20 protein-coding genes and 1 pseudogene are annotated in these 21,767 nt (G+C 43.7%); 16 read left to right on the forward strand and 5 right to left on the reverse strand.

Going from position 1 to position 21,767, the window contains the following annotated elements:
* Position 1: 1 nt before the first annotated feature.
* Positions 2-322: a thioredoxin family protein gene (locus tag AACS90_RS02085; RefSeq protein ID WP_099120159.1), complete on the reverse strand. Its 321-nt coding sequence runs from the start codon at positions 320-322 to the stop codon at positions 2-4.
* Between the two features lie 90 nt (positions 323-412).
* Here AACS90_RS02085 and AACS90_RS02090 point away from each other — a divergent pair.
* From AACS90_RS02090 to AACS90_RS02100, 3 genes and pseudogenes are all read left to right on the forward strand, one after another.
* Positions 413-691, forward strand: a pseudogene (locus tag AACS90_RS02090) (transposase); the annotation flags it as partial.
* 231 nt (positions 692-922) lie between these two features.
* The gene (locus AACS90_RS02095; protein ID WP_241538156.1) at positions 923-2,482 is read left to right on the forward strand and encodes a recombinase family protein; all 1,560 of its coding nucleotides are present in this window, start codon (positions 923-925) and stop codon (positions 2,480-2,482) included.
* Positions 2,475-2,951 (forward strand): ParB/RepB/Spo0J family partition protein, encoded by a 477-nt coding sequence (locus tag AACS90_RS02100; protein WP_099120160.1) that lies wholly within the window; start codon positions 2,475-2,477, stop codon positions 2,949-2,951. The genes AACS90_RS02095 and AACS90_RS02100 overlap by 8 nt, the downstream gene beginning before the upstream one ends.
* Here AACS90_RS02100 and dapD read toward each other — a convergent pair.
* The 4 genes from dapD to AACS90_RS02120 form a co-directional block, all read right to left on the reverse strand.
* A complete protein-coding gene (gene dapD, locus AACS90_RS02105; RefSeq protein WP_371635049.1) occupies positions 2,923-3,765 on the reverse strand; it encodes a 2,3,4,5-tetrahydropyridine-2,6-dicarboxylate N-succinyltransferase in 843 nt (280 codons plus the stop codon). The genes AACS90_RS02100 and dapD overlap by 29 nt on opposite strands.
* A 45-nt stretch (positions 3,766-3,810) precedes the next feature.
* Entirely contained in the window at positions 3,811-6,465 is a 2,655-nt protein-coding gene (glnD, locus tag AACS90_RS02110; RefSeq protein WP_099120161.1) for a bifunctional uridylyltransferase/uridylyl-removing protein GlnD, read from the reverse strand.
* A 215-nt stretch (positions 6,466-6,680) separates the two neighbouring features.
* A complete protein-coding gene (gene map / locus AACS90_RS02115; RefSeq protein ID WP_099108917.1) occupies positions 6,681-7,478 on the reverse strand; it encodes a type I methionyl aminopeptidase in 798 nt (265 codons plus the stop codon).
* Between the two features lie 12 nt (positions 7,479-7,490).
* A complete protein-coding gene (locus AACS90_RS02120; RefSeq protein WP_099120162.1) occupies positions 7,491-7,715 on the reverse strand; it encodes a hypothetical protein in 225 nt (74 codons plus the stop codon).
* A 161-nt stretch (positions 7,716-7,876) separates the two neighbouring features.
* Here AACS90_RS02120 and rpsB point away from each other — a divergent pair, with 161 nt between their 5' ends.
* The 13 genes from rpsB (at position 7,877) to lpxA (ending at position 21,681) form a co-directional block, all read left to right on the forward strand.
* Positions 7,877-8,602: a 30S ribosomal protein S2 gene (rpsB, locus tag AACS90_RS02125; protein WP_099108916.1), complete on the forward strand. Its 726-nt coding sequence runs from the start codon at positions 7,877-7,879 to the stop codon at positions 8,600-8,602.
* Between the two features lie 284 nt (positions 8,603-8,886).
* Positions 8,887-9,744 (forward strand): translation elongation factor Ts, encoded by an 858-nt coding sequence (tsf, locus tag AACS90_RS02130; RefSeq protein ID WP_099120163.1) that lies wholly within the window; start codon positions 8,887-8,889, stop codon positions 9,742-9,744.
* 141 nt (positions 9,745-9,885) lie between these two features.
* Positions 9,886-10,614, forward strand: coding sequence for a UMP kinase (pyrH, locus tag AACS90_RS02135; protein WP_086955305.1), 729 nt, complete (start codon positions 9,886-9,888; stop codon positions 10,612-10,614).
* A gap of 282 nt (positions 10,615-10,896) precedes the next feature.
* Entirely contained in the window at positions 10,897-11,454 is a 558-nt protein-coding gene (frr, locus tag AACS90_RS02140) for a ribosome recycling factor (protein ID WP_099108913.1), read from the forward strand.
* Between the two features lie 234 nt (positions 11,455-11,688).
* Positions 11,689-12,885, forward strand: coding sequence for a 1-deoxy-D-xylulose-5-phosphate reductoisomerase (gene ispC, locus AACS90_RS02145; RefSeq protein WP_099120164.1), 1,197 nt, complete (start codon positions 11,689-11,691; stop codon positions 12,883-12,885).
* Positions 12,886-13,140: 255 nt separating this feature from the next.
* Positions 13,141-13,893, forward strand: a complete 753-nt coding sequence (ispU, locus tag AACS90_RS02150) for a (2E,6E)-farnesyl-diphosphate-specific ditrans,polycis-undecaprenyl-diphosphate synthase (RefSeq protein WP_099120165.1) — start codon at positions 13,141-13,143, stop codon at positions 13,891-13,893.
* Between the two features lie 9 nt (positions 13,894-13,902).
* The gene (gene cdsA / locus AACS90_RS02155) at positions 13,903-14,766 is read left to right on the forward strand and encodes a phosphatidate cytidylyltransferase (RefSeq protein ID WP_099120166.1); all 864 of its coding nucleotides are present in this window, start codon (positions 13,903-13,905) and stop codon (positions 14,764-14,766) included.
* A gap of 10 nt (positions 14,767-14,776) precedes the next feature.
* Positions 14,777-16,129, forward strand: coding sequence for a sigma E protease regulator RseP (gene rseP, locus AACS90_RS02160; RefSeq protein WP_099108909.1), 1,353 nt, complete (start codon positions 14,777-14,779; stop codon positions 16,127-16,129).
* Between the two features lie 33 nt (positions 16,130-16,162).
* The gene (gene bamA, locus AACS90_RS02165) at positions 16,163-18,571 is read left to right on the forward strand and encodes an outer membrane protein assembly factor BamA (RefSeq protein ID WP_099120167.1); all 2,409 of its coding nucleotides are present in this window, start codon (positions 16,163-16,165) and stop codon (positions 18,569-18,571) included.
* Positions 18,572-18,668: 97 nt separating this feature from the next.
* Positions 18,669-19,166, forward strand: a complete 498-nt coding sequence (skp, locus tag AACS90_RS02170) for a molecular chaperone Skp (RefSeq protein ID WP_099120168.1) — start codon at positions 18,669-18,671, stop codon at positions 19,164-19,166.
* A 4-nt stretch (positions 19,167-19,170) separates the two neighbouring features.
* Positions 19,171-20,199 (forward strand): UDP-3-O-(3-hydroxymyristoyl)glucosamine N-acyltransferase, encoded by a 1,029-nt coding sequence (lpxD, locus tag AACS90_RS02175; RefSeq protein ID WP_099120169.1) that lies wholly within the window; start codon positions 19,171-19,173, stop codon positions 20,197-20,199.
* Positions 20,200-20,427: 228 nt separating this feature from the next.
* A complete protein-coding gene (gene fabZ / locus AACS90_RS02180; protein ID WP_099108905.1) occupies positions 20,428-20,880 on the forward strand; it encodes a 3-hydroxyacyl-ACP dehydratase FabZ in 453 nt (150 codons plus the stop codon).
* 3 nt (positions 20,881-20,883) lie between these two features.
* Entirely contained in the window at positions 20,884-21,681 is a 798-nt protein-coding gene (gene lpxA, locus AACS90_RS02185; RefSeq protein WP_099120170.1) for an acyl-ACP--UDP-N-acetylglucosamine O-acyltransferase, read from the forward strand.
* Positions 21,682-21,767: the final 86 nt, after the last annotated feature.

Below are 21,767 nucleotides of genomic sequence, written 5' to 3' on the forward strand. Positions count from 1 at the left end.
ACTATAGATTTCGAGAAACCATATTCTTAAATTGTGATAATGAAGCGACCCCAACTATAGAATCAACAGGTTTCTCATCTTTATAAATGTATGTCGTGGGTATACCACGGATACCATACTTCATAGCGATAGTATTAAACCGTTCAATATCAATTTCGCCGAAAGTGGCCTTATCTTTCATATCAATTGATAACTGCTTAAACGTCGGCGCAACCATGCGACACGGCTCACACCACGGTGCCCAGAATCTGACAACACTGACCCCTTTGGCACTGACAACACTGTCAAAATTCTCTTCGGTTAATTCAAGTAATGTGCTCATATGAATCCTTAGAAAAATTTTCAAGTTGATGAAACACAATCCAGACTAACAATCAATTATTATATTGAATATATTAATTATTACAATCAGTATTATATCAGTTCACTGTCTCCCCCGGCATAAGTTATTAGGACACTACATTCGCCAACATTGGCGGATTGAGAATAGCCAATATTATCTCCTTGATGTGGTTTTTAAAGAGGATGATTTAGGTATTGTTGGACGAAACAATTGAAAATCTGGCGTTATTCCGGAGTATCGTATTGAATATGGTCAAACAATATGACTATGGCTGCTCCCAGCCAAAGAAATAAACTCAAAAAAGCAGACTGGAGTGATGATTATTATGCTCAAGTATTCTTTGGATAGATATTAATCAAAGTATGCTCGTACCCTGCCTAAAAAGTAATGATCATTGAATTATTAAATGTGGGAACAGCAGCATGTAGACATTTAATAATTCAAAAAGTTTTAATTCGATTAAATCATTTAAACCTTACTTGACAAATATCAATAGCCATTAACATCATTAAAAAAATGAGTTGCAGTAATTAATTATATTGTTAAATACTCAATCCGTTATAATTATTGGGGTTGAGAATGAAAAGAAAGGTATCCAGTTCAAAAAGGGAAGTTATTTTTGCTGCAGAGTATGTTCGAATGTCTACTGAGCATCAAAAATATTCGCAAGATAATCAATCTGCATACATTCATGATTACGCAAATAAGAATGGTATCACTATCATTCATACTTATAATGATGCTGGAAAGAGTGGATTAAATTTAACTGGCAGATCCGGACTTAAGACATTAATTGATGATGTCATAAATCACAAAATAAACATCTCCACTCTACTTGTTTATGATGTCAGTAGATTCGGGCGTTTTCAGGATGCGGATGAGGCTGGACATTATGCATATTTGTTAAAAATACATGGTGTGAAGATTATTTACTGTGCAGAACCCTTCTTCAACGAACAATCTGAGATGTATATGCTGGGAGTGTCATTCTCTCGGTATAATGCTGCAAGCTACAGTCGAAATTTGTCGGAAAAAGTATTCCTCGGACAAGTTAATTTAATAAAACGGGGTTTTCATCAGGGAGGAATGGCCGGGTATGGATTGCGCCGTTTACTCATTGATGAGCACCGTAATCCCAAAGGAATACTTGAGTTCGGTCAGCGTAAGAGTATTCAGACCGATCGAGTTATACTTATACCTGGTCCACAAAACGAAGTAGACATCGTTAATCAAATCTTCGATATGTTTATAGTAGAGGGAAAACCTGAATTGGTTATTGCATCTGAACTTAACAGAAAGCAGATCCTCGCTGAGAATGGTACTGAATGGACTCGCGGAAAAATCCATCAAATACTCACAAACGAAAAATACATTGGAAATAACGTTTATAATAAGACTTCGTTCAAACTTAAGCAACAACACATAATAAATCCTGAAGAAGAATGGATTCGATGTAATGGAGCATATCAATCAATTATTAGCCATGATAAATTCAAACAGGCAAACGATATAATTAAATCTCGAACGCTTATTTTTACTGAAGAAGAATTGTTGGAAAAATTACACTCATTATTACAAAGAAAAGGAAGATTATCAGGGCTTATCATTGATGAGGAAGAACTATTACCTTCAAGTAGTGTTTATCGTTCTCGTTTTGGTAGCCTACTCCGAGTATATAAGCTGGTTGGATACAATCCCAAAACTGACTACTCCTGGTTGGAAACCAAAAAATATCTTAACGAGATAAATGCCAATATAACAGAATCAATAATAAAAAATATCTATCTTTCTGATGGCTGGGTTAGTGATTCACCAGAAACAGGGGTTCTGAAAGTTAATGATGAATTCACATTAACTCTACAAGTAGCCAGATGCCAAAAAATATCACCAGAAAACTTTAGATGGAAAATTAAATTTGACCACATGTTTTCACCGGATGTAAATATAGCAGTTCGCATGGATAGTTTTAATCAGTCTATCGTTGATTATTATATATTCCCTTCAATAGATACTATTTTGGGAAATCATTATCTAAAGAAGAAAAACCCATTCAGTTTCGAACTATATAGATTTGATACATTAAATACTTTCTACCAATTAATAAAAAGAACCACTATTCAGGAAGAAAAAAATGCATAAAGAAAAAATAACAATGATAGAAATATCTAAAATACTTATTACTAATCCACGAGAAAGAGATAAGTTTACTCACGATGAAATTAAAACGAACATACATAATATTGGCCTAAAACGTCCAATCACTGTAAGAAAAATAATTCACGGTGATTTTCTTTACGCTTTGATATGTGGGCAAGGAAGGCTGGAGGCTTACCAACAAGTTAGTGAGACACATATACCAGCAATTATTAAAGATGTTGATGAAGAAACAGGACACTTGATGAGCCTGACCGAAAATATTGCTAGAAGAAAGCTTCGTACAACTGAATTATTAGAGAGCGTAAAACAACTTAAAATACAAGGACTCACAGATAAAGAAATTGGTGAACGTTTAGGATATGTTGTTAGTTGGGTTAATGGCGTCATAAAAATAGCGGATCTATTATCCGCTATTCAAAGAGTTAGTCTATTGTACGCAGCAATTCATTGATACCCACTTTGCCACGGGTTTTGGCATCGACTTTTTTCACGATAACAGCACAATACAGGCTGTAGCTGCCATCTTTGGAAGGCAGGTTACCTGATACGACGACAGAACCCGCAGGTACCCGGCCATAATGGATTTCACCGGTTTCACGATCATAGATTTTGGTACTTTGGCCGATGTAAACACCCATTGAGATCACAGAGCCTTCTTCTACGATAACCCCTTCTACAATCTCAGAGCGCGCACCGATAAAGCAGTTGTCTTCAATGATAGTCGGATTGGCCTGTAATGGTTCCAGAACTCCACCAATGCCGACACCGCCGGACAAGTGAACATTTTTGCCGATTTGAGCACAGGAACCTACTGTTGCCCATGTATCGACCATTGTGCCTTCATCCACATAAGCACCCAGGTTGACGTAAGATGGCATTAACACAGTATTACGTGCGATGTAGGCGCCCTGACGTACGGCTGCTGGTGGTACGACACGGAAGCCTTCTTTTTCGAAACGCGCCTGATCATAATCAGCAAACTTCATCGGTACTTTATCGAAATAGCGGCTTTCAGCACCTTCCATAACCTGATTGTCATTAATGCGGAAAGAGAGCAGGACTGCTTTTTTCAGCCACTGATGTGTTACCCACTCACCTGCGATTTTTTCAGCGACACGCAATTTACCGCTGTCCAACATTTGAATGACCTGATTGATGGCATCACGTGTTGTTTCGTCAACAGTTGTTGGAGTGATGTTGGTACGGTTTTCAAATGCACTTTCGATAATGCCCATTAACTCGGCAATAGGTTGTATTTGCTGCATTGGTAAGGGATCCTTTATTCTTAGTCAAATATTGGTTAGTGAACGCTATACTTTATCCTTGGTGTTAAGGGCTTCTGTCAACCTTTCTGACAATTCATCTTTGATTTTTTTATCCAGCGCCAAATAATCTTTATCCGTCAGTACAAAAAAATCCTCTACCCGCTCACCGATGGTTGTAATACGCGCACCATGCAGGGAAATACCTAATTCGGCAAAAATACTGCCGACTTTGGCCAGTAAGCCGGGTTGATCCAGAGCGACGAGTTCCATATAAGTGCGTCGGGTATTTTGTGTCGTTAAGAAACTAATTTTTGGAGGTACGTCAAAGTGGCGTAATTTAGCCGGTAATTTACGCGTTTTGGGTGCTTTCGGATGAGGATCGTTAATGGCTTTGAGCAAAGACTGTCGGATAGGTTCATGGCGATCAGGTGCCAGAGAGTGATCATTCGGATCCAGTATGACAAAGGTATCCATTGCCATTTCGTCCCGATTAGTAAAGATCTGGGCGTTATGAACACTTAAATTGCGCCGATCTAATTCCCCCACGACAGCCGCGAAAAGAGAAGGTCTATCCTGACACCAGATAAATATTTCCGTTCCTCCATGAGAAAATGAAGTACTAATCAATACCATTGGATCGGGATATTGATGGTTAACTAAATGGCTGGCATGCCATGCCAGTTGATCCGGCGTATGGCGCAAAAAATAATCTGCGTGGCAGCGGCTCCAGATAGTATGCAGCCTTTCTTCGTCAATCGCTTCCTGCCGTAACAGTGCCAAAGCCTGTAATCGGTTATGCCGGATACGCTCCCGTAAATCAGGCGTATTTTGTATCCCTTTAAGTAATTGGGTTTCAGTCGCGAAATAAAGCTCGCGCAGCAGGCTCTGTTTCCAGCTGTTCCATAGTTTGGCGTTTGTGGCACAGATATCGGCAACAGTGAGGCAAAGCAGGTAATTCAGGCGATTCTGATTTTTGACCTGACAGGCAAATTGCTGAATGACTTCGGGATCCTGAATATCCCGTCGTTGAGCAGTGATTGACATCAGTAAATGATAGCGAACAAGCCACTCTATCAATTCAGCTTCGTAAGTTGTCAATCCATGCTGTCTGGCGAAGGTAAACGCATCTTTCGCTCCCAGCTCGGAATGGTCGCCATTGCGCCCTTTGGCAATATCATGGAAAAAAGCGGCCAGCCGCAGTATTTCAGGCTGCGGTATGCGTGGATAGAGTTCAACACACACAGGATGAAGTATGCGGTTATTTTCATCGGCAAAACTTTCCAGTTTCTGTAATAACCGGATGGTGTGCTCGTCGACGGTATAAGCATGGAACAGGTCAAACTGCATTTGGCCGACGATGTTGCTCCAAAGCGGAGTATAGGCACTTAATACACTGTGACGATGCATTGGCAGTAAAGCACTTTTGACTGCGTGAGGGTGCCTCAGAATTGCCATAAAAATTTTTCGTGCTTGAGGAAGTTCGCACAATGGCTGTTTAAGGTTCCGGCGGGCATAGCGAAGCTGGCGTAACGTAGTGGAATAGATCCCGTTAATTTCCCGGTGAACGGCCATGTGATAAAACATGCTCAGAATTGAGGCAGGATCACGGGTAAACAGTGATTCATCAATAACATCGATAAGATCTCCCCGTAACTGAAAGGCCTCATTCAGGGGACGGGGTTTTTCATCTGGCTGTAGTGTCAGGATTGCTTCATCAAACAGTTGCAACAGCATGTCGTTCAATTCGCTGACTCGGCGGGTCACGCGATAGAAATCTTTCATCATACGTTCAACAGGCTGATTATGTTCGCCTTTATAGCCGAGAAGCTGTGCGACACTAAACTGCTGTTCAAACAACAGCCGGTTATCATAACGGATAACAGACAGATGAAGGGCAAAACGGATACGCCAGAGAAAATTCTGGCATTCGTTTAATTCATCCCGCTCTTCGTGAGTCAGAAAACCAAAATCGACCATTTCATCTAAAGATGTCGCCCCGAAATGACGGTGAGCCACCCAAAGGAGAGTATGGATATCACGCAATCCTCCCGGGCTGCTTTTTATATCAGGTTCCAGATTGTAGCTGGTACTGTGGTATCGCTGATGACGATTTTTCTGTTCGGTGAGCTTGGAGGCAAAAAATTGGGCTGATGGCCAGAAGTCATCACTGAAAATGTGTTTTTGTAAGCGCAGGAACAGAGGTAAATCACCGCAGATTAAGCGGGATTCCACTAAGTTAGTGGCGATAGTCAGATCGGAAAGCCCTTTTTCAAGACACTCTTCGAGAGTTCTGACACTGTGGCCGACATCCAGACGAATATCCCAGAGCAGAGCAATAAAACGTCCAATCTGGGTTGATTGTTCTTCAGTCAGCGGATGTTCGCTCAGAACCAGCAGATCGATATCTGAAAGAGGATGCAACTCGCGTCTTCCATAACCCCCAACAGCAATCAGGGAAAGAGTGTCTATCTGATCAAACCCATACTGCTGCCATAACCGGGTCAGAAGTTTATCAATATAATCACTACGTGCATAAATCAGTGCGGTCGGGGAAATACCCGCTTTGAATGCCTGTTCAAGCCATAGTTGAAACTCATCAATATGCTGCTTCAGCACCGGGCATTGCAGATCATCACATGAAAATTCTACCGGAGAGACAGGAGGAATCGGGGCGTGCGCAAAAGCAATATCAACTGGCATATTCAGAAACCTATGATAAGAAACTGTGAGATGGGCAGGCGTTTGTAGTCGATTTTGTAGTCGATGATGAAGCCCTGTGAGGACAGTTTATGTACAAGGGCTTCATTTGGCAATGCTATCCTGACAACGGTATCTTTGGCAGGAGTGAACAAATTATGTCAGCAGATTGTTATCGATTAATCTGTGGTTGGTTTACGTAACTACTTGTTAAGCTATTACGCGTTAACCAATACCGCTGAAATTTGCGCTTCTTCCTCTTTGCGCCATGTCATGATTTCGCAGCCGTTGTCAGTAACGACAATAGTGTGCTCGTATTGTGCAGACCAGCCGCGATCCTTGGTTTTGACAGTCCAGCCATCTTTCATGGTACGGATACGATAATCACCCGCATTGACCATGGGTTCGATGGTGAAAGCCATGCCTTTTTGCAGCACAACACCGCCATCATCGGCATCGTAATGAAGTACATGCGGTTCTTCGTGGAAAACCCGGCCAATACCGTGACCACAATATTCACGAACTACGGAGAAATCATTCCCTTCCACATATTGCTGAATTGCTTTGCCGATAGTACGCAGACGGATACCCGGTTTCACCATTTTCAGCGCAAGGTACAGACTTTCCTGAGTCACACGGCACAGACGTTCGCCCTGAATCGTTGGTTTACCAACGATGAACATTTTGGAGGTATCGCCGTGGAATTCATCTTTAATAACAGTAACATCGATATTAACGATATCGCCGTCTTTCAGTACCTTGTCATCACTTGGAATACCGTGGCAAATCACGTCATTGACCGAAATACAGACGGATTTAGGAAAACCGTGATAACCCAGACAGGCAGAAATAGCCTGCTGTTTATTCGTGATGTGTTCGTGGCAAATCCGATCAAGTTCACCCGTGGTAACGCCTGCTTTAACGTGTTGCTCGATCATCTCCAGAACTTCAGCTGCCAGACGACCGGCAACGCGCATTTTCTGAATATCTTCGTCTGTTTTGATAGTAATAGCCATGAAATCAGTCCATTAGAACCGGTAAATCACCGATTCTTTGATATTAGTTAATGAAAAAATGATGGAGTTAATGGTATCAGCCTGCCTGATATCTAACAATAACCGTTGATTGCTAAGACGCCATAAAGCGATAACAAATGTTGGTGTATAGGGTCGGATTATGGTATAAAGCGCGCCGGTATTCTGTGTAATTGTTTCCTGTGGAAGCAATATTTCAGAAATGCTAAATAAACTCATTTGTGTAAATAACACACACGGATCGGCACATACACCGGGGTGCTCTCATGTGACTAATTCGTATGAATCTCTTTCATGCGGTATGAATAGCACACAGTTAAAGAGTCGGTGTCATGGGATCTGTGGAGGCATAACCCCAATTAACTTTATAGAGGTCTAAAATGGCAACTGTTTCCATGCGCGATATGCTGCAAGCGGGCGTTCACTTCGGTCACCAGACTCGTTACTGGAACCCAAAAATGAAACCTTTCATCTTTGGCGCTCGTAACAAAGTTCATATCATCAACCTGGAAAAAACTGTTCCAATGTTCAACGATGCTTTGGCTGAGCTGAACAAAATTGCTTCCCGTAAAGGCAAAATTCTGTTTGTTGGCACCAAGCGTGCTGCAAGCGAAGCAGTAAAAGAAGCAGCTCTGGGCTGTGACCAATACTTCGTTAACCACCGTTGGTTAGGTGGTATGCTGACTAACTGGAAAACTGTTCGTCAGTCAATCAAACGTCTGAAAGATCTGGAAGCTCAGTCTCAGGACGGTACTTTTGACAAGCTGACTAAAAAAGAAGCGCTGATGCGTTCTCGTGAGCTTGGCAAACTGGAAAACAGCCTGGGCGGTATCAAAGACATGGGCGGCCTGCCTGATGCTCTGTTTGTTATCGATGCTGAACACGAACACATCGCTATCAAAGAAGCAAACAACCTGGGTATCCCAGTATTCGCTGTTGTTGATACTAACTCTGATCCAGATGGCGTTGATTTCATTATCCCTGGTAACGACGACGCAATCCGTGCAGTAAAACTGTACCTGACTGCTGCTGCGACTTCTGTTCGTGAAGGCCGTTCACAGGATCTGGCTGTTCAGGCTGAAGAAGGTCTTGTAGACGCTGAATAATAAGGCATGCTCATTTCTGAGCCCTTATTGACCAGGTATTGAAATATATTGGTTAGGGGGCCTGTCAAGGCCCCCTTTACATATCTGATATAGAACTATACCCAATGGATTTCGAGTTGCATCGCGGCGGCAAGGAAGAGAATCCCCGGGAGCATAGATAACTATGTGACTGGGGTGAACGAGCGCAGCCAACAAAGAGGCAGCTTGAAAGACGAAGGATATTATCTGATAACTTTCCACGCGGAATATTATCTTCCCGCGAGACACATCGAGGAATTAAACAAATGGCTGACATTACCGCTGCTCTGGTAAAAGAACTGCGTGAGCGTACTGGCGCAGGCATGATGGAATGTAAAAAGGCACTGGTTGAAGCGAATGGTGATATCGAGCTGGCTATCGATAACATGCGTAAATCAGGTCAGGCAAAAGCGGCTAAAAAAGCAGGCCGTGTTGCAGCTGAAGGCGTTATCCTGGTTGAAGTTTCAGCAGATGCTAAATTCGCAGGTATCGTTGAACTGAACTGTGAAACTGACTTCGTTGCTAAAGATGCTGGCTTCCTGGCATTCGGTAAAGAAGTTATCACTTCCGTTATGGCTGACAAAAATTCTGACATCGATGCACTGAAAGCTAAGTTCGAAGAACAGCGTACTGAACTGGTTGCTAAAATCGGTGAAAACATCAACATCCGTCGTGTTGCTATTCTGGAAGGCGAAGCTGTAGGTTCTTACCTGCACGGTGCTCGTATCGGTGTTCTGGTTGCTGCTGAAGGCGCAAGCGAAGAACTGATCAAGCACGTTGCAATGCACGTTGCTGCAAGCAAACCAGAATATGTTGACCCATCTGACGTTCCTGCTGACGTTGTTGCGCGCGAGCATCAGATCCAGCTGGACATCGCAATGCAGTCTGGCAAACCACGCGAAATCGCAGAGAAAATGGTTTCTGGCCGTATGAACAAATTCACCGGCGAAATCTCTCTGAATGGTCAGAACTTCGTGATGGATCCAAGCAAAACTGTTGGCGCTCTGCTGAAAGAGAACAACGCTAAAGTTATCAACTTCATCCGTTTTGAAGTTGGCGAAGGCATCGAGAAAGTTGAAGCTGACTTCGCAGCAGAAGTTGCTGCGATGAGCAAACAGTCTTAATTGTCTTAACGGAGCCGCCGATTGGCGGTTCTGTTTTATTTAAGAAGAATTTTTTACATCTGGCTGCATAGCATGGATGTGTATTAACTGAATAATTGTAGTAACCCCCAATAATCCTTATCTGCTTAGGACTGAAACACCATGGCAACCAATGCAAAACCCGTATATCAGAGAATCCTGCTTAAGCTCAGTGGAGAAGCCCTGCAAGGCGCAGAAGGTTTTGGTATCGATGCTAGCGTCTTAGACCGTATGGCTCAGGAAATCAAAGAACTGGTTGAGCTGGGTATTCAAGTCGGCGTCGTTATTGGCGGAGGCAACCTGTTTCGCGGAGCCGGTCTGGCTGAAGCAGGAATGAACCGTGTAGTCGGCGACCACATGGGCATGTTGGCAACAGTAATGAATGGTCTGGCAATGCGTGATGCCTTACACCGCGCCTATGTGAACGCCCGTCTGATGTCCGCTATTCCTTTGAATGGCGTCTGTGATAACTATAGCTGGGCTGAAGCTATCAGCTTACTGCGTCATGGTCGTGTTGTTATTTTCTCGGCAGGTACTGGCAACCCGTTCTTTACGACAGATTCCGCAGCTTGTCTGCGCGGCATTGAGATTGAAGCGGATGTTGTGTTAAAAGCAACCAAAGTTGACGGGGTCTACTCTGCTGATCCTGCAAAAGATCCAGAAGCTGTTCTTTATAACAAACTCGATTATCAGGATGTATTGGAGCGTGAACTGAAAGTTATGGATCTTGCTGCCTTTACACTGGCCCGCGATCATAACCTGCCAATCCGTGTCTTCAATATGAACAAACCAGGTGCACTTCGTCGTGTTGTCATGGGTGAAAATGAAGGTACGTTGATTTCTCACGACTGATTTCTTCGTACACATATCCAATGGATTTCGAGTTGGATCGCGGCGGCAAGCGAGTAAATCCCCGGGAGCATAGCTAACCGTATGTTTATAAAAACGGTGACCGGGGGGTGAGCGAGCGCAGCCAACAAAGAGGCAACTTGAAAGACGAAGGGTATAGAGACATCGGTGAGATTTGACGGTATGATCAGCGTCCTGATGCGCCGAATTTAATGACACAGGGTCATAGTATGCCATACTGGCATTTATGGTCTAGAAAATAACCAGTTCCCAAGGGTTTATAACGTGATTAATGAAATCAAGAAAGACGCACAAGACCGCATGGAAAAAAGCGTCGAAGCACTGAAAAACCAAATCAGCAAGGTACGTACTGGCCGTGCTTCTCCTAGCCTGCTGGATGGCATCAGCATCGAATATTATGGCGCAGCGACTCCATTGCGTCAGATCGCGAACGTTGTTGCCGAAGATGCACGTACTTTAGCGATCACAGTATTCGATCGTTCTATGACTCCGGCTGTTGAAAAAGCGATTATGGCTTCTGATTTGGGTCTGAACCCATCTTCTGCCGGAACCATTATTCGTGTTCCTCTGCCTCCACTGACTGAAGAACGTCGTAAAGATTTGATCAAAGTGGTTCGTGGTGATGCAGAGCAGGGGCGTGTATCTATCCGTAATATCCGCCGCGATGCTAACGATAAAGTTAAAGCACTGCTGAAAGATAAAGAAATCAGCGAAGATGAAGAACGTCGTTCACAGGACGATATTCAGAAACTGACTGATACCTTCATTAAAAAGATTGATGAAGCACTGGCGAACAAAGAAACAGAGTTGATGGAATTCTAATTGCCATTTCTCTGCTATGCCTGATTGATTCCGGGTTGTTTCACAGCCAATAAAGAGGCAGCTTGAAAGACAACGGGCATAACTTAACGCCGCAGCCCTGCGGCGTTATTCTTATCATTTAATATTATCAATATTACATTTCGTATCACATTTCTTTCTCAGGCAATGGACATAGCGATCAGGACAGATCAAACTATTGCGATATTATGTCAGTAGAATACTCAGAGTATTAATATGAAACGCTTAACTATCCTCGGCTCAACGGGGTCCATCGGGACAAGTACACTCTCAGTTGTCAGAAAGAACCCAGATAAATTCCGTGTTGTGGCACTTGTTGCCGGGAAAAATAGTGGAGTCATGGCACAACAGTGTCTGGAATTTCAGCCTCAGTATGCCGCAATGGCCGATGAATATTCCGCAACAGAATTGCGGCGGTTATTGCAGGAACAGGGCTGCCAGACTGAAGTTCTGTCTGGAAAAGAGGCTATCTGTGATTTAGCCGCGCTGGAAGATGTCGATCAGGTTATGTCTGCTATTGTCGGTATTGCAGGGTTACTGCCAACACTGGCGGCTATCCGTAAAGGTAAGCAGGTTTTGCTGGCTAACAAAGAATCGCTTATTACCAGCGGGCGTTTATTTATGGAGGCGGTTAATCAATATAAAGCACAATTGTTGCCGATTGATAGCGAACATAATGCCATTTTTCAGAGTTTGCCTGAGTCAGTCCAGCACAATCTTGGTAATGCAACATTAAAAGATCATGGCATTTCCAGTATTATTCTGACCGGATCTGGCGGTCCATTCCGTAAAACGCCGTTGGAAAAATTCTCTTCTGTCACCCCCGATGAAGCTTGTGCTCATCCAATCTGGTCAATGGGACGTAAAATTTCCGTTGATTCTGCAACAATGATGAATAAAGGGCTGGAATATATTGAAGCCCGCCATCTGTTCAACGCTTCTGCTGATGAAATGGAAGTTCTGCTGCACCCACAATCCGTTATCCACTCAATGGTGCGTTATCAGGATGGCAGTATCATTGCACAGTTGGGCACACAGGATATGTGTACGCCAATTGCTTATAGTATGGCTTATCCCAATCGCATTGAGTCTGGCGCTAAACCGCTGGATTTTACTGAACTCAGCACACTGACTTTCGAAGCTCTGGATTATCGTCGTTATCCCTGTCTCAAACTGGCGATTGACGCGTGTCATGAAGGTCAGGCAGCAACAACTGCATTGAATGCCGCTAATGAAGAAACAGTGAGTGCCTTCTTGCAGAATCAGATCCGTTTCACTGATATTGCGGTGATGAATCGACAGGTTGTAGAGAAATTAAATTTGCCTGAACCTCAAAGCATTGAAGAGGTCTTAGAAATCGACCATATAGCAAGAACTCTGGCGAAAGAGGCAATTGGCGCCTTTACTAACTAGCGAATTTTGTTAATAAGTATATGTTTGTTTGCATTTTGGCAAATGATATAGTTCGCAGGTAAATCGTAGTTGCTATAATAGCCAGTTCAATATTTAGCGTATTTTGGTATCTGTTTTTAAAACATGTATCAGAGATAAAGGCTTTCGACCGGGTCTATGCCAGAAATAGCCGTGATAATTGTTGGCACGGCTTTTTCATGTGTGGAAATTCTTGAGCTATAAAGTGTCAGCTTAATTATTTAAGGATTAGTTTGAGTGATATCTCCTAGTGATTGTGACTCATCGCTGTCATTACCCAGACATGTTGCCATCATTATGGATGGTAATGGGCGTTGGGCAAAAAAGCGTGGGAAGTTAAGAGTTTTTGGTCATCGTGCAGGGATTAAGGCTGTACGAAGTGCTGTGAGCTTTTCGGTTAAAAATAATATCGAATCACTGACATTATATGCTTTCAGTAGCGAAAACTGGAATCGTCCACAACAAGAAGTCAGTTCATTAATGGAACTGTTTGTTTTTGCTCTCGATAATGAAGTGAAGAGCTTACATAAGCACAATGTGAAATTGTCTGTTATTGGTGATATTAGTCGGTTCAGCTCACGGTTGCAGGAGCGTATCCGCCGTTCAGTTGAGTTGACGGCGGGCAATACCGGATTGCAGCTTAATATTGCTGCCAATTATGGCGGTCGTTGGGATTTAATTCAGAGTGTCAGGCAGGTTGCTGAAAAGGTCAGGGCAAATCAGCTTGAACCTGAAGACATTACTGAATCAACAGTAAGCAGTTTTATGAGCCTGAGTCGGCAGTCTGATGTTGATTTAGTAATCAGAACCGGGGGCGAGCATCGTATCAGTAATTTCCTGTTATGGCAGATAGCTTATGCAGAATTATATTTTACCGATATACTTTGGCCTGATTTTGATGAAACAGCCTTTGAAGGTGCTATTCATGCCTTTGTTAAACGAGAACGCCGTTTTGGCGGAACGCCAGACGATGCCGAAGTGGGATCATAGGAGGAGAACTTGCTGAAGTACCGTCTTTTAACTACGTTAATATTAATTCCCCTTGTTGTTGCAGCTCTGTTTTTACTTCCTCCTTCAGGGTTCGGGCTGGTTGTCATTGCAGTTTCAGCGCTCGCTGCATGGGAATGGGGGCAATTTGCCGGATTATTCACACAGTCCAAACGTATAGCACTGGCAGTATTGTGTGCTGCTGGGCTGCTTGCTTTACAATATTCTTTGGCAGACTTTACTCACCTGACTGAGAAACCTCAAATTCTGTATCTTTTATGGGCAGGAATGCTCTGGTGGGTTGTCGCTGTCGTATTAGTTGTTGCTTATCCAGCTTCAGCTTCTATTTGGAAATCTTCCGTTATATTGCGCCTGCTATTCGGTTTTCTGACGATTGTGCCATTCTATTGTGGAATGATGGTTCTCCGTACTCAGGGGTATGAAAATAATACCTATAATGGTGCGTGGTGGCTGCTGTATGTGATGCTGCTGGTTTGGGCCGCTGATTCAGGGGCTTATATTTTTGGTCGCACATTGGGTAAACACAAAATGGCACCTAAAGTATCCCCGGGCAAAACCCTCGAAGGGCTGGCCGGAGGGCTGCTGACAGCGGCACTGATTTCCTGGTTGTTCAGTAAATTTGCTCCAGTCCCAGTGATGCCTGAAAACTTGTTGCTGATTTCTGCTGTTGTCGTTATTGCCTCTGTTTTTGGTGATCTGACCGAAAGTATGTTTAAACGGGAATCGGGAATTAAAGATAGCAGCCAGTTGATCCCGGGGCATGGCGGAGTAATGGACCGGGTGGACAGTTTAACGGCGGCAGTACCTGTTTTTGCCGGGCTGGTAATGTTAGTTTCTTCTGGATTTGGTCTCTGAAGGTACATTAATGGATATTCTCTGGAATCTGGCTGCATTTATTGTTGCATTGGGAGTGCTTGTTACAGTGCATGAATTTGGTCACTTTTGGGTGGCCAGACGGTGTGGTATTTACGTTGAGCGTTTTTCTATCGGGTTTGGTAAAGCGCTTTGGCGTCGTACAGATAAACAGGGAACCGAATTCGTTATTGCCCTTATTCCTTTGGGCGGCTATGTCAAAATGCTCGATGAAAGAGTTGAGACCGTCGCCCCTGAGCGCCGCCATATGGCGTTCAATAATAAAACCATAGGACAGAGAGCGGCAGTTGTCAGTGCCGGGCCAATCGCAAACTTTATTCTGGCTATTGTTGCTTACTGGCTGGTTTTTGTGATCGGCGTACCTTCCGTTCGTTCCGTGATCCTGGATGTTAAGCCTGACTCGATTGCGGCCCAGGCAAATATTTTGCCCGGAATGGAACTAAAAGCCGTTGATGGTATCGAAACTCCTGACTGGAATTCAGTAAGGCTCGCTTTGATAAGTAAAGTCGGAGAATCTTCTGTGTCGCTGGATGTGGCCCCGGAGGATTCTTCGGAATCCATTCAAAAGACTCTGGATTTACGGCACTGGGCTTTTGATCCGTCCCGGCAGGACATCCTGCTGTCTTTAGGCATTATGCCCGTTATTCCGTACCCTAGTTCTCAGATAGAGAAAATTTATCCCGGCTCAGCGGCGGAAAAAGCGGGTTTACAAAGCGGGGACAGGATCGTTAAAGTCGATGGCCAGAACGTAGATATTTGGCACTCTTTTGCATCTTACGTCAGGAAGAATCCGAATACTCCCCTGAAACTTGATGTTGCAAGAGCCGGCAGTATGATGACTCTGTCATTGATACCCGAGGCTAAGAAACTTTCCGATGGGCGAGAAGAAGGTTTTGCCGGAGTTGAATTGAAAATTATTCCATTGGCTGATGAATACAGAACAGTTCAGCAGTATGGGCCTTTCTATTCCGTTTATGAAGCTGGAGAGAAAACCTGGCAATTGATCAAGCTGACCGTGAATATGATTGGCAAATTGATTGTCGGGGATGTGAAACTTGATAATTTGAGTGGCCCTATTTCTATAGCCAAGGGTGCTGGTGTGTCAGCGGATTCTGGCTTGGTGTATTATTTGATGTTTTTGGCGCTAATCAGCGTCAATCTTGGGATCATAAACTTGTTCCCGTTACCTGTACTAGATGGTGGACACTTGCTTTTCCTTGCTATCGAGAAGATCAAGGGGGGGCCAGTTTCCGAGCGTGTACAAGACTTCAGTTATCGCATTGGTGCTATATTGCTGGTGTTATTAATGGGGCTTGCACTTTTCAATGATTTCTCCCGCTTTTAGGTGGGGGACCAGTTAGGAAAACGCATAACAACGATGGCGATGAAAAAGTTGCTCATAGCGTCGCTGCTGTTCGGCAGCGCCACTGCATACGGTTCAGACGGATTCGTAGTTCAGGACATTCATTTTGAGGGTCTTCAACGTGTCACCGTTGGTGCAGCATTATTGAATATGCCAGTTCGCGTAGGTGATACAGTCAGCGATGAAGATATCAGTCGTATGATTCATGCCCTGTTCGCGACTGGAAACTTTGAAGATGTTCGTGTCTTGCGTGATGGTAATTCACTGGTTGTTCAGGTAAAAGAACGGCCAACCATCGCCAGTATTACTTTCTCCGGTAACAAGGCCGTGAAAGATGACATGCTCAAGAGTAATCTTGAAGCATCGCGCGTTCGTGTTGGTGAAGCCCTTGACCGCACCATGCTGTCGAATATCGAAAAAGGGCTGGAAGATTTTTACTATAGCGTCGGTAAATACAACGCTACAGTGAAGGCTGTTGTTACACCCCTTCCCCGTAATCGGGTTGACTTGAAACTTGTTTTTTCTGAGGGTGTCTCTGCCAAAATTCAGCAAATTAACATTGTTGGCAATAAAGATTTCTCAACGAGTGAATTACTCGATAGTTTCCAACTCAGGGATGATGTTCCGTGGTGGAATCTGACGGCTGATCAGAAATATCAGAAGCAGAAATTAGAAGGTGACCTTGAGAAATTGCGTAGTTTCTACCTTGATAGAGGCTATGCGCGGTTTAATATTGATTCGACTCAGGTGAATCTGACGCCTGATAAAAAAGGGATTTATATTACTATCAACGTCACTGAAGGGGATCAATATAAAATCTCAGGTGTTGATGTTAGTGGTAATCTGGCAGGCTATCAGGCTCAAATAACAAAACTGACTACTATTAAGCCGGGTTCACTGTATAACGGAACAGAAGTTACCCACATAGAAACAGCAATCAAGCAGCTTCTTGGCCGTTATGGTTACGCTTATCCTCGTGTCATGACACAACCTGAAATCAATGATGCCGATAAGACGGTGAAGTTGCATATCAATGTGGATGCCGGTAACCGTTTTTATGTACGTAATATTCGTTTTTCTGGTAATACCACCAGTAAAGATTCGGTATTGCGTCGCGAAATGCGCCAGATGGAAGGGGCGTGGCTGGGTAGTGACTTAGTTGAATATGGCAAAGAACGCCTTAATCGTCTGGGTTATTTTGAAACTGTTGATGTTGCCACTGAACGTGTGCCGGGTAGCCCGGATCAGGTTGACGTCATTTATAAAGTTAAAGAACGTAACACAGGCAGCATGAACTTTTCTGTTGGTTACGGTACTGAAAGCGGAATGAGTTTTCAGGTCGGCGTTCAGCAGGATAACTGGCTGGGTACAGGTAATGCGGTTGGGATCAGTGCCAGTAAGAATGATTATTCAACATCGGCTGACTTATCGTTTACTAACCCTTACTTCACTGTTGACGGGGTCAGTTTAGGCGGGCGGATATTCTATAGTGATTTCCGTGCGGATGATGCCTCGCTTTCTAATTATACCAATAAATCATACGGTACAGATGGCTCTCTTGGCGTTCCTCTGAATGAAAATAACTCATTATATTTCCGGTTAGGTTACGTTCATAACTCATTGTCTAACATACGTCCTCAGTTAGCGATGTGGCGCTATATGGAGAAAATGCATAAAAAACCGGATTTCACGGATAAAATCAGGTTTGATGCAAATGACGTAACAATGACAGTGGGTTGGAGCTATAACAACCTTGATCGTGCTTTCTTCCCAACATCAGGTGTTAAAGCTGGTTTGGATACAAAAGTCACGGTGCCTGGCTCTGAGAACCAGTTCTATAAAGTTACGCTGAACTCTTCCGGCTACTATCCTATTGATGACGATCGCACATGGGTCATGATGGGACGTACCCGATTGGGTTATGGTGGTGGATTTGGTGGCAAGGAACTGCCATTTTATGAGAACTTTTATGCCGGTGGTTCTAATAGCGTCCGTGGTTTCCGTCCTAACAACATTGGGCCAAAAGCGGTTTACCTTGAAAAAGGCCCGGGAGGCCAGCCTAAGGTTAACTCAAGAGGTTCATTCCAGGATGCCGTGGGTGGTAATGCGATAGCAGTTGCCAACTTCGAGCTGATTACGCCAACCCCGTTCCTGGATGCAAAATATGCTAATTCTGTACGAACGTCTCTGTTTGTAGATGCGGGAACAGTATGGGATACCAGCTGGAGCAACAGTTACGATGGAGTAAATTACCCGGATTTACCTGATTACGGTAAACCCAATAGAATACGTGTTTCTACTGGTATCGCATTGCAATGGCTATCGCCATTGGGGCCTCTATCTTTCTCTTATGCGAAGCCAGTCAAAGATTACAAAGGGGATAGAACAGAGCAATTCCAGTTCAACATCGGTGGAACCTGGTAAAAAACCAATCGTTATTGGTAGGAAATCGCCTTATTATCAGATAAGGCGATTATAAATATCCCAACGTGTAAAATGGCGTAGGTCAAAGGAGTTTATAGTGAAGAAAGTACTGTGTGCAGTAAGCCTTGGTATTGCATTAGCGTTTTCTGCCGGTGTTCAGGCAGCGGACAAAATCGCTGTTGTGAATATTGCCGAAATTTTCCAACAATTGCCTGCTCATGAGGCTGTTGCAAAACAATTGGAAAATGAATTCAAAGGCCGCGTTTCCGATTTACAACGTATGGAATCTGATTTGCAGTCTAACATCCAGAAATTGCAGCGTGATGGCTCAACAATGAAAGCGAGCGACCGCGAAAAACTGGAAAAAGACGTAATGGCTAAACGTGATGAGTTTGCGAAGAAAGCACAGTCTCTTGACAACGATAGCCGTCGCCGTCAGATGGAAGAACGCAATAAACTCGTCAACCGCATTCAGGATGCAGTTAAGGTTGTTGCCGGTAAAGAAGGTTATGACCTTGTTCTTGATGCAAGTACTGTAGTATATGCTGCATCCGGTAAAGATATTACCTCAGACGTCATGAAGCAGGTTAAATAATTAAATGGTTTCAATTCGATTGGCTGATCTTGCTCAGCAGTTGAATGCGCAATTACATGGTGATGGCGATATCGTCATCACTGGTATTGCTCCTATGTATTCAGCAAACAGCGAACAAATTACATTTTTATCAGATAGTCGTTATACCGATAAACTTGCAGAGTGTCAGGCTGCGGCAATTGTGTTGAGCGAAGCCGATCTTCCTCATTGTAAAGTTGCTGCACTGGTGGTTGATAACCCTTATCTGGCTTATGCGCGTATGGCGCAAATTATGGATATAACGCCACAGCCAGCGCAGGATATCCACTCGTCAGCAGTGATTTCTCCAGAAGCGACATTGGGAAGAAATGTTGCAATCGGAGCAAATGCTGTCATCGAATCTGGTGTTGTACTTGGTGATAATGTCATCATTGGTGCTGGCTGTTTTGTTGGTAAAAATACCCGCATTGGTACAGGAAGCCGTCTTTGGGCCAATGTTTCGGTATACCATAACGTCGAAATGGGTGAGCAGTGTCTCATTCAGTCAGGTGCTGTGATAGGCTCTGATGGTTTTGGCTATGCGAATGATCGCGGTAACTGGATTAAAATCCCGCAGTTAGGCACGGTCATTATTGGTGATCGCGTTGAAATAGGCGCATGTACGACTATCGATCGTGGTGCTCTGGATAACACTATCATCGGTAATGGTGTTATCATTGATAACCAGTGCCAGATTGCTCACAACGTTATCATTGGTGATAACACGGCAATAGCGGGTGGCGTCATTATGGCAGGCAGCCTGAAAGTCGGTCGTTATTGTATGATTGGTGGGGCCAGTGTTATCAACGGACATATGGAAATCTGTGATAAAGTAACTGTGACTGGCATGAGCATGGTAATGCGCCCAATCACCGAACCTGGTGTATACTCATCGGGTATCCCGCTACAACAGAACAAAGTCTGGCGTAAGACGGCTGCTTTGGTAATGAATATCAACGAAATGAATAAGCGGTTGAAATCTGTTGAACGCAAGCTTGAAGGTGACAACAAGTAATCATACAAACATTTTGTTGGTTAAGTTTTTATTTTTACGGCCTGTCTGATAACTCCACCGGAGTTAACGCAGGCCGTGTCATTAGTGCTTTTTTTATACTGCATTAGTTTTATACACAATGGATTTCAAGATGCGTCGCCAACAAAGAAGCAACTTGAAAGACGAAGTGTATTGTATAGTGCATATTTTTTAATACTACGATTGGATATAGACAGGAAGAGTATTTAGATGAGTGATAATCATACTCTGCAAATTGAAGAAATTTTGAAATTACTGCCACATCGCTACCCATTTTTACTGGTAGACCGAGTTCTGGATTTCGAAAAAGGCAAGTTTCTGCGAGCAGTTAAAAATGTAACGGTTAATGAACCATTTTTTCAGGGGCATTTCCCGGGTAAACCTATTTTCCCCGGCGTTCTGATCCTTGAAGCAATGGCTCAGGCGACAGGAATTCTGGCATTCAAAACTGTTGGTACGCTGGAGCCAGGAGAATTGTATTACTTTGCAGCTATTGATGGCGCACGTTTTAAGCGTCCGGTTCTGCCAGGTGATCAAATGATTATGGAAGTAGAGTTTATTAAAGAACGCCGTGGTGTTGCGCGTTTCAGAGGTGTAGCGAAAGTCGATGGAGAAGTGGCTTGCGAAGCTGAAATGATGTGTGCCCGCCGCCGTGAGGCTTAATGCATGATTGATCAGACCGCTGTTATTCATCCTTCTTCAATTATTGAAGAAGGAGCTGTTATTGGTGCCAATGTTCGTATTGGCCCATTTTGTTATATCGGTTCGCAAGTAGAAATTGGTGAAGGAACTGAATTGAAATCCCATGTTGTGATCAACGGGATAACCAAAATTGGTCGAGATAACCAAATTTATCAATTTGCTTCAATTGGTGAGGTCAATCAGGATCTCAAATATCAGGGTGAACCGACTCGTGTTGAGATCGGGGATCGTAACCGTATTCGCGAAAGTGTCTCCATTCACCGTGGTACTGTTCAGGGTGGTGGATTAACTAAAGTCGGCAGTGATAACTTGCTGATGATTAATGCTCACATAGCCCATGACTGTATTGTGGGTGATCGCTGCATCATTGCCAATAATGGTACTTTGGGCGGGCATGTCATTTTAGGTGATTACGTGATCATCGGTGGTATGACAGCTGTTCATCAGTTCTGCCAGATTGGCTCCCATGTTATGGTCGGCGGTTGTTCCGGTGTTGCTCAGGATATACCTCCCTATGTTATTGCGCAGGGGAATCATGCCACACCTTTCGGTTTGAATATTGAAGGCCTGAAACGTCGTGGGTTTGATAAAGAGTCGCTGCACGCTATTCGTAATGCTTATAAAGCACTTTATCGCAGTGGAAAAACGTTGGAAGAAGCCAGAAACGAGATCGAAACTCAGGCCGAAAACAATCCACACGTGAAATTATTCAGTGATTTTCTGGCGAATTCAGTAAAATCCAGTCGCGGCATTATTCGCTAAGTATACCCTATGGATTTCGAGTTGCATTGAGGCGGCAAGGGAGTTCATCCCCAGGAGCATAGATAACCGTATGTTTATAAAAACGG

Source organism: Xenorhabdus sp. KK7.4 (genome assembly GCF_963876465.1).
Taxonomy (GTDB): domain Bacteria; phylum Pseudomonadota; class Gammaproteobacteria; order Enterobacterales; family Enterobacteriaceae; genus Xenorhabdus; species Xenorhabdus stockiae.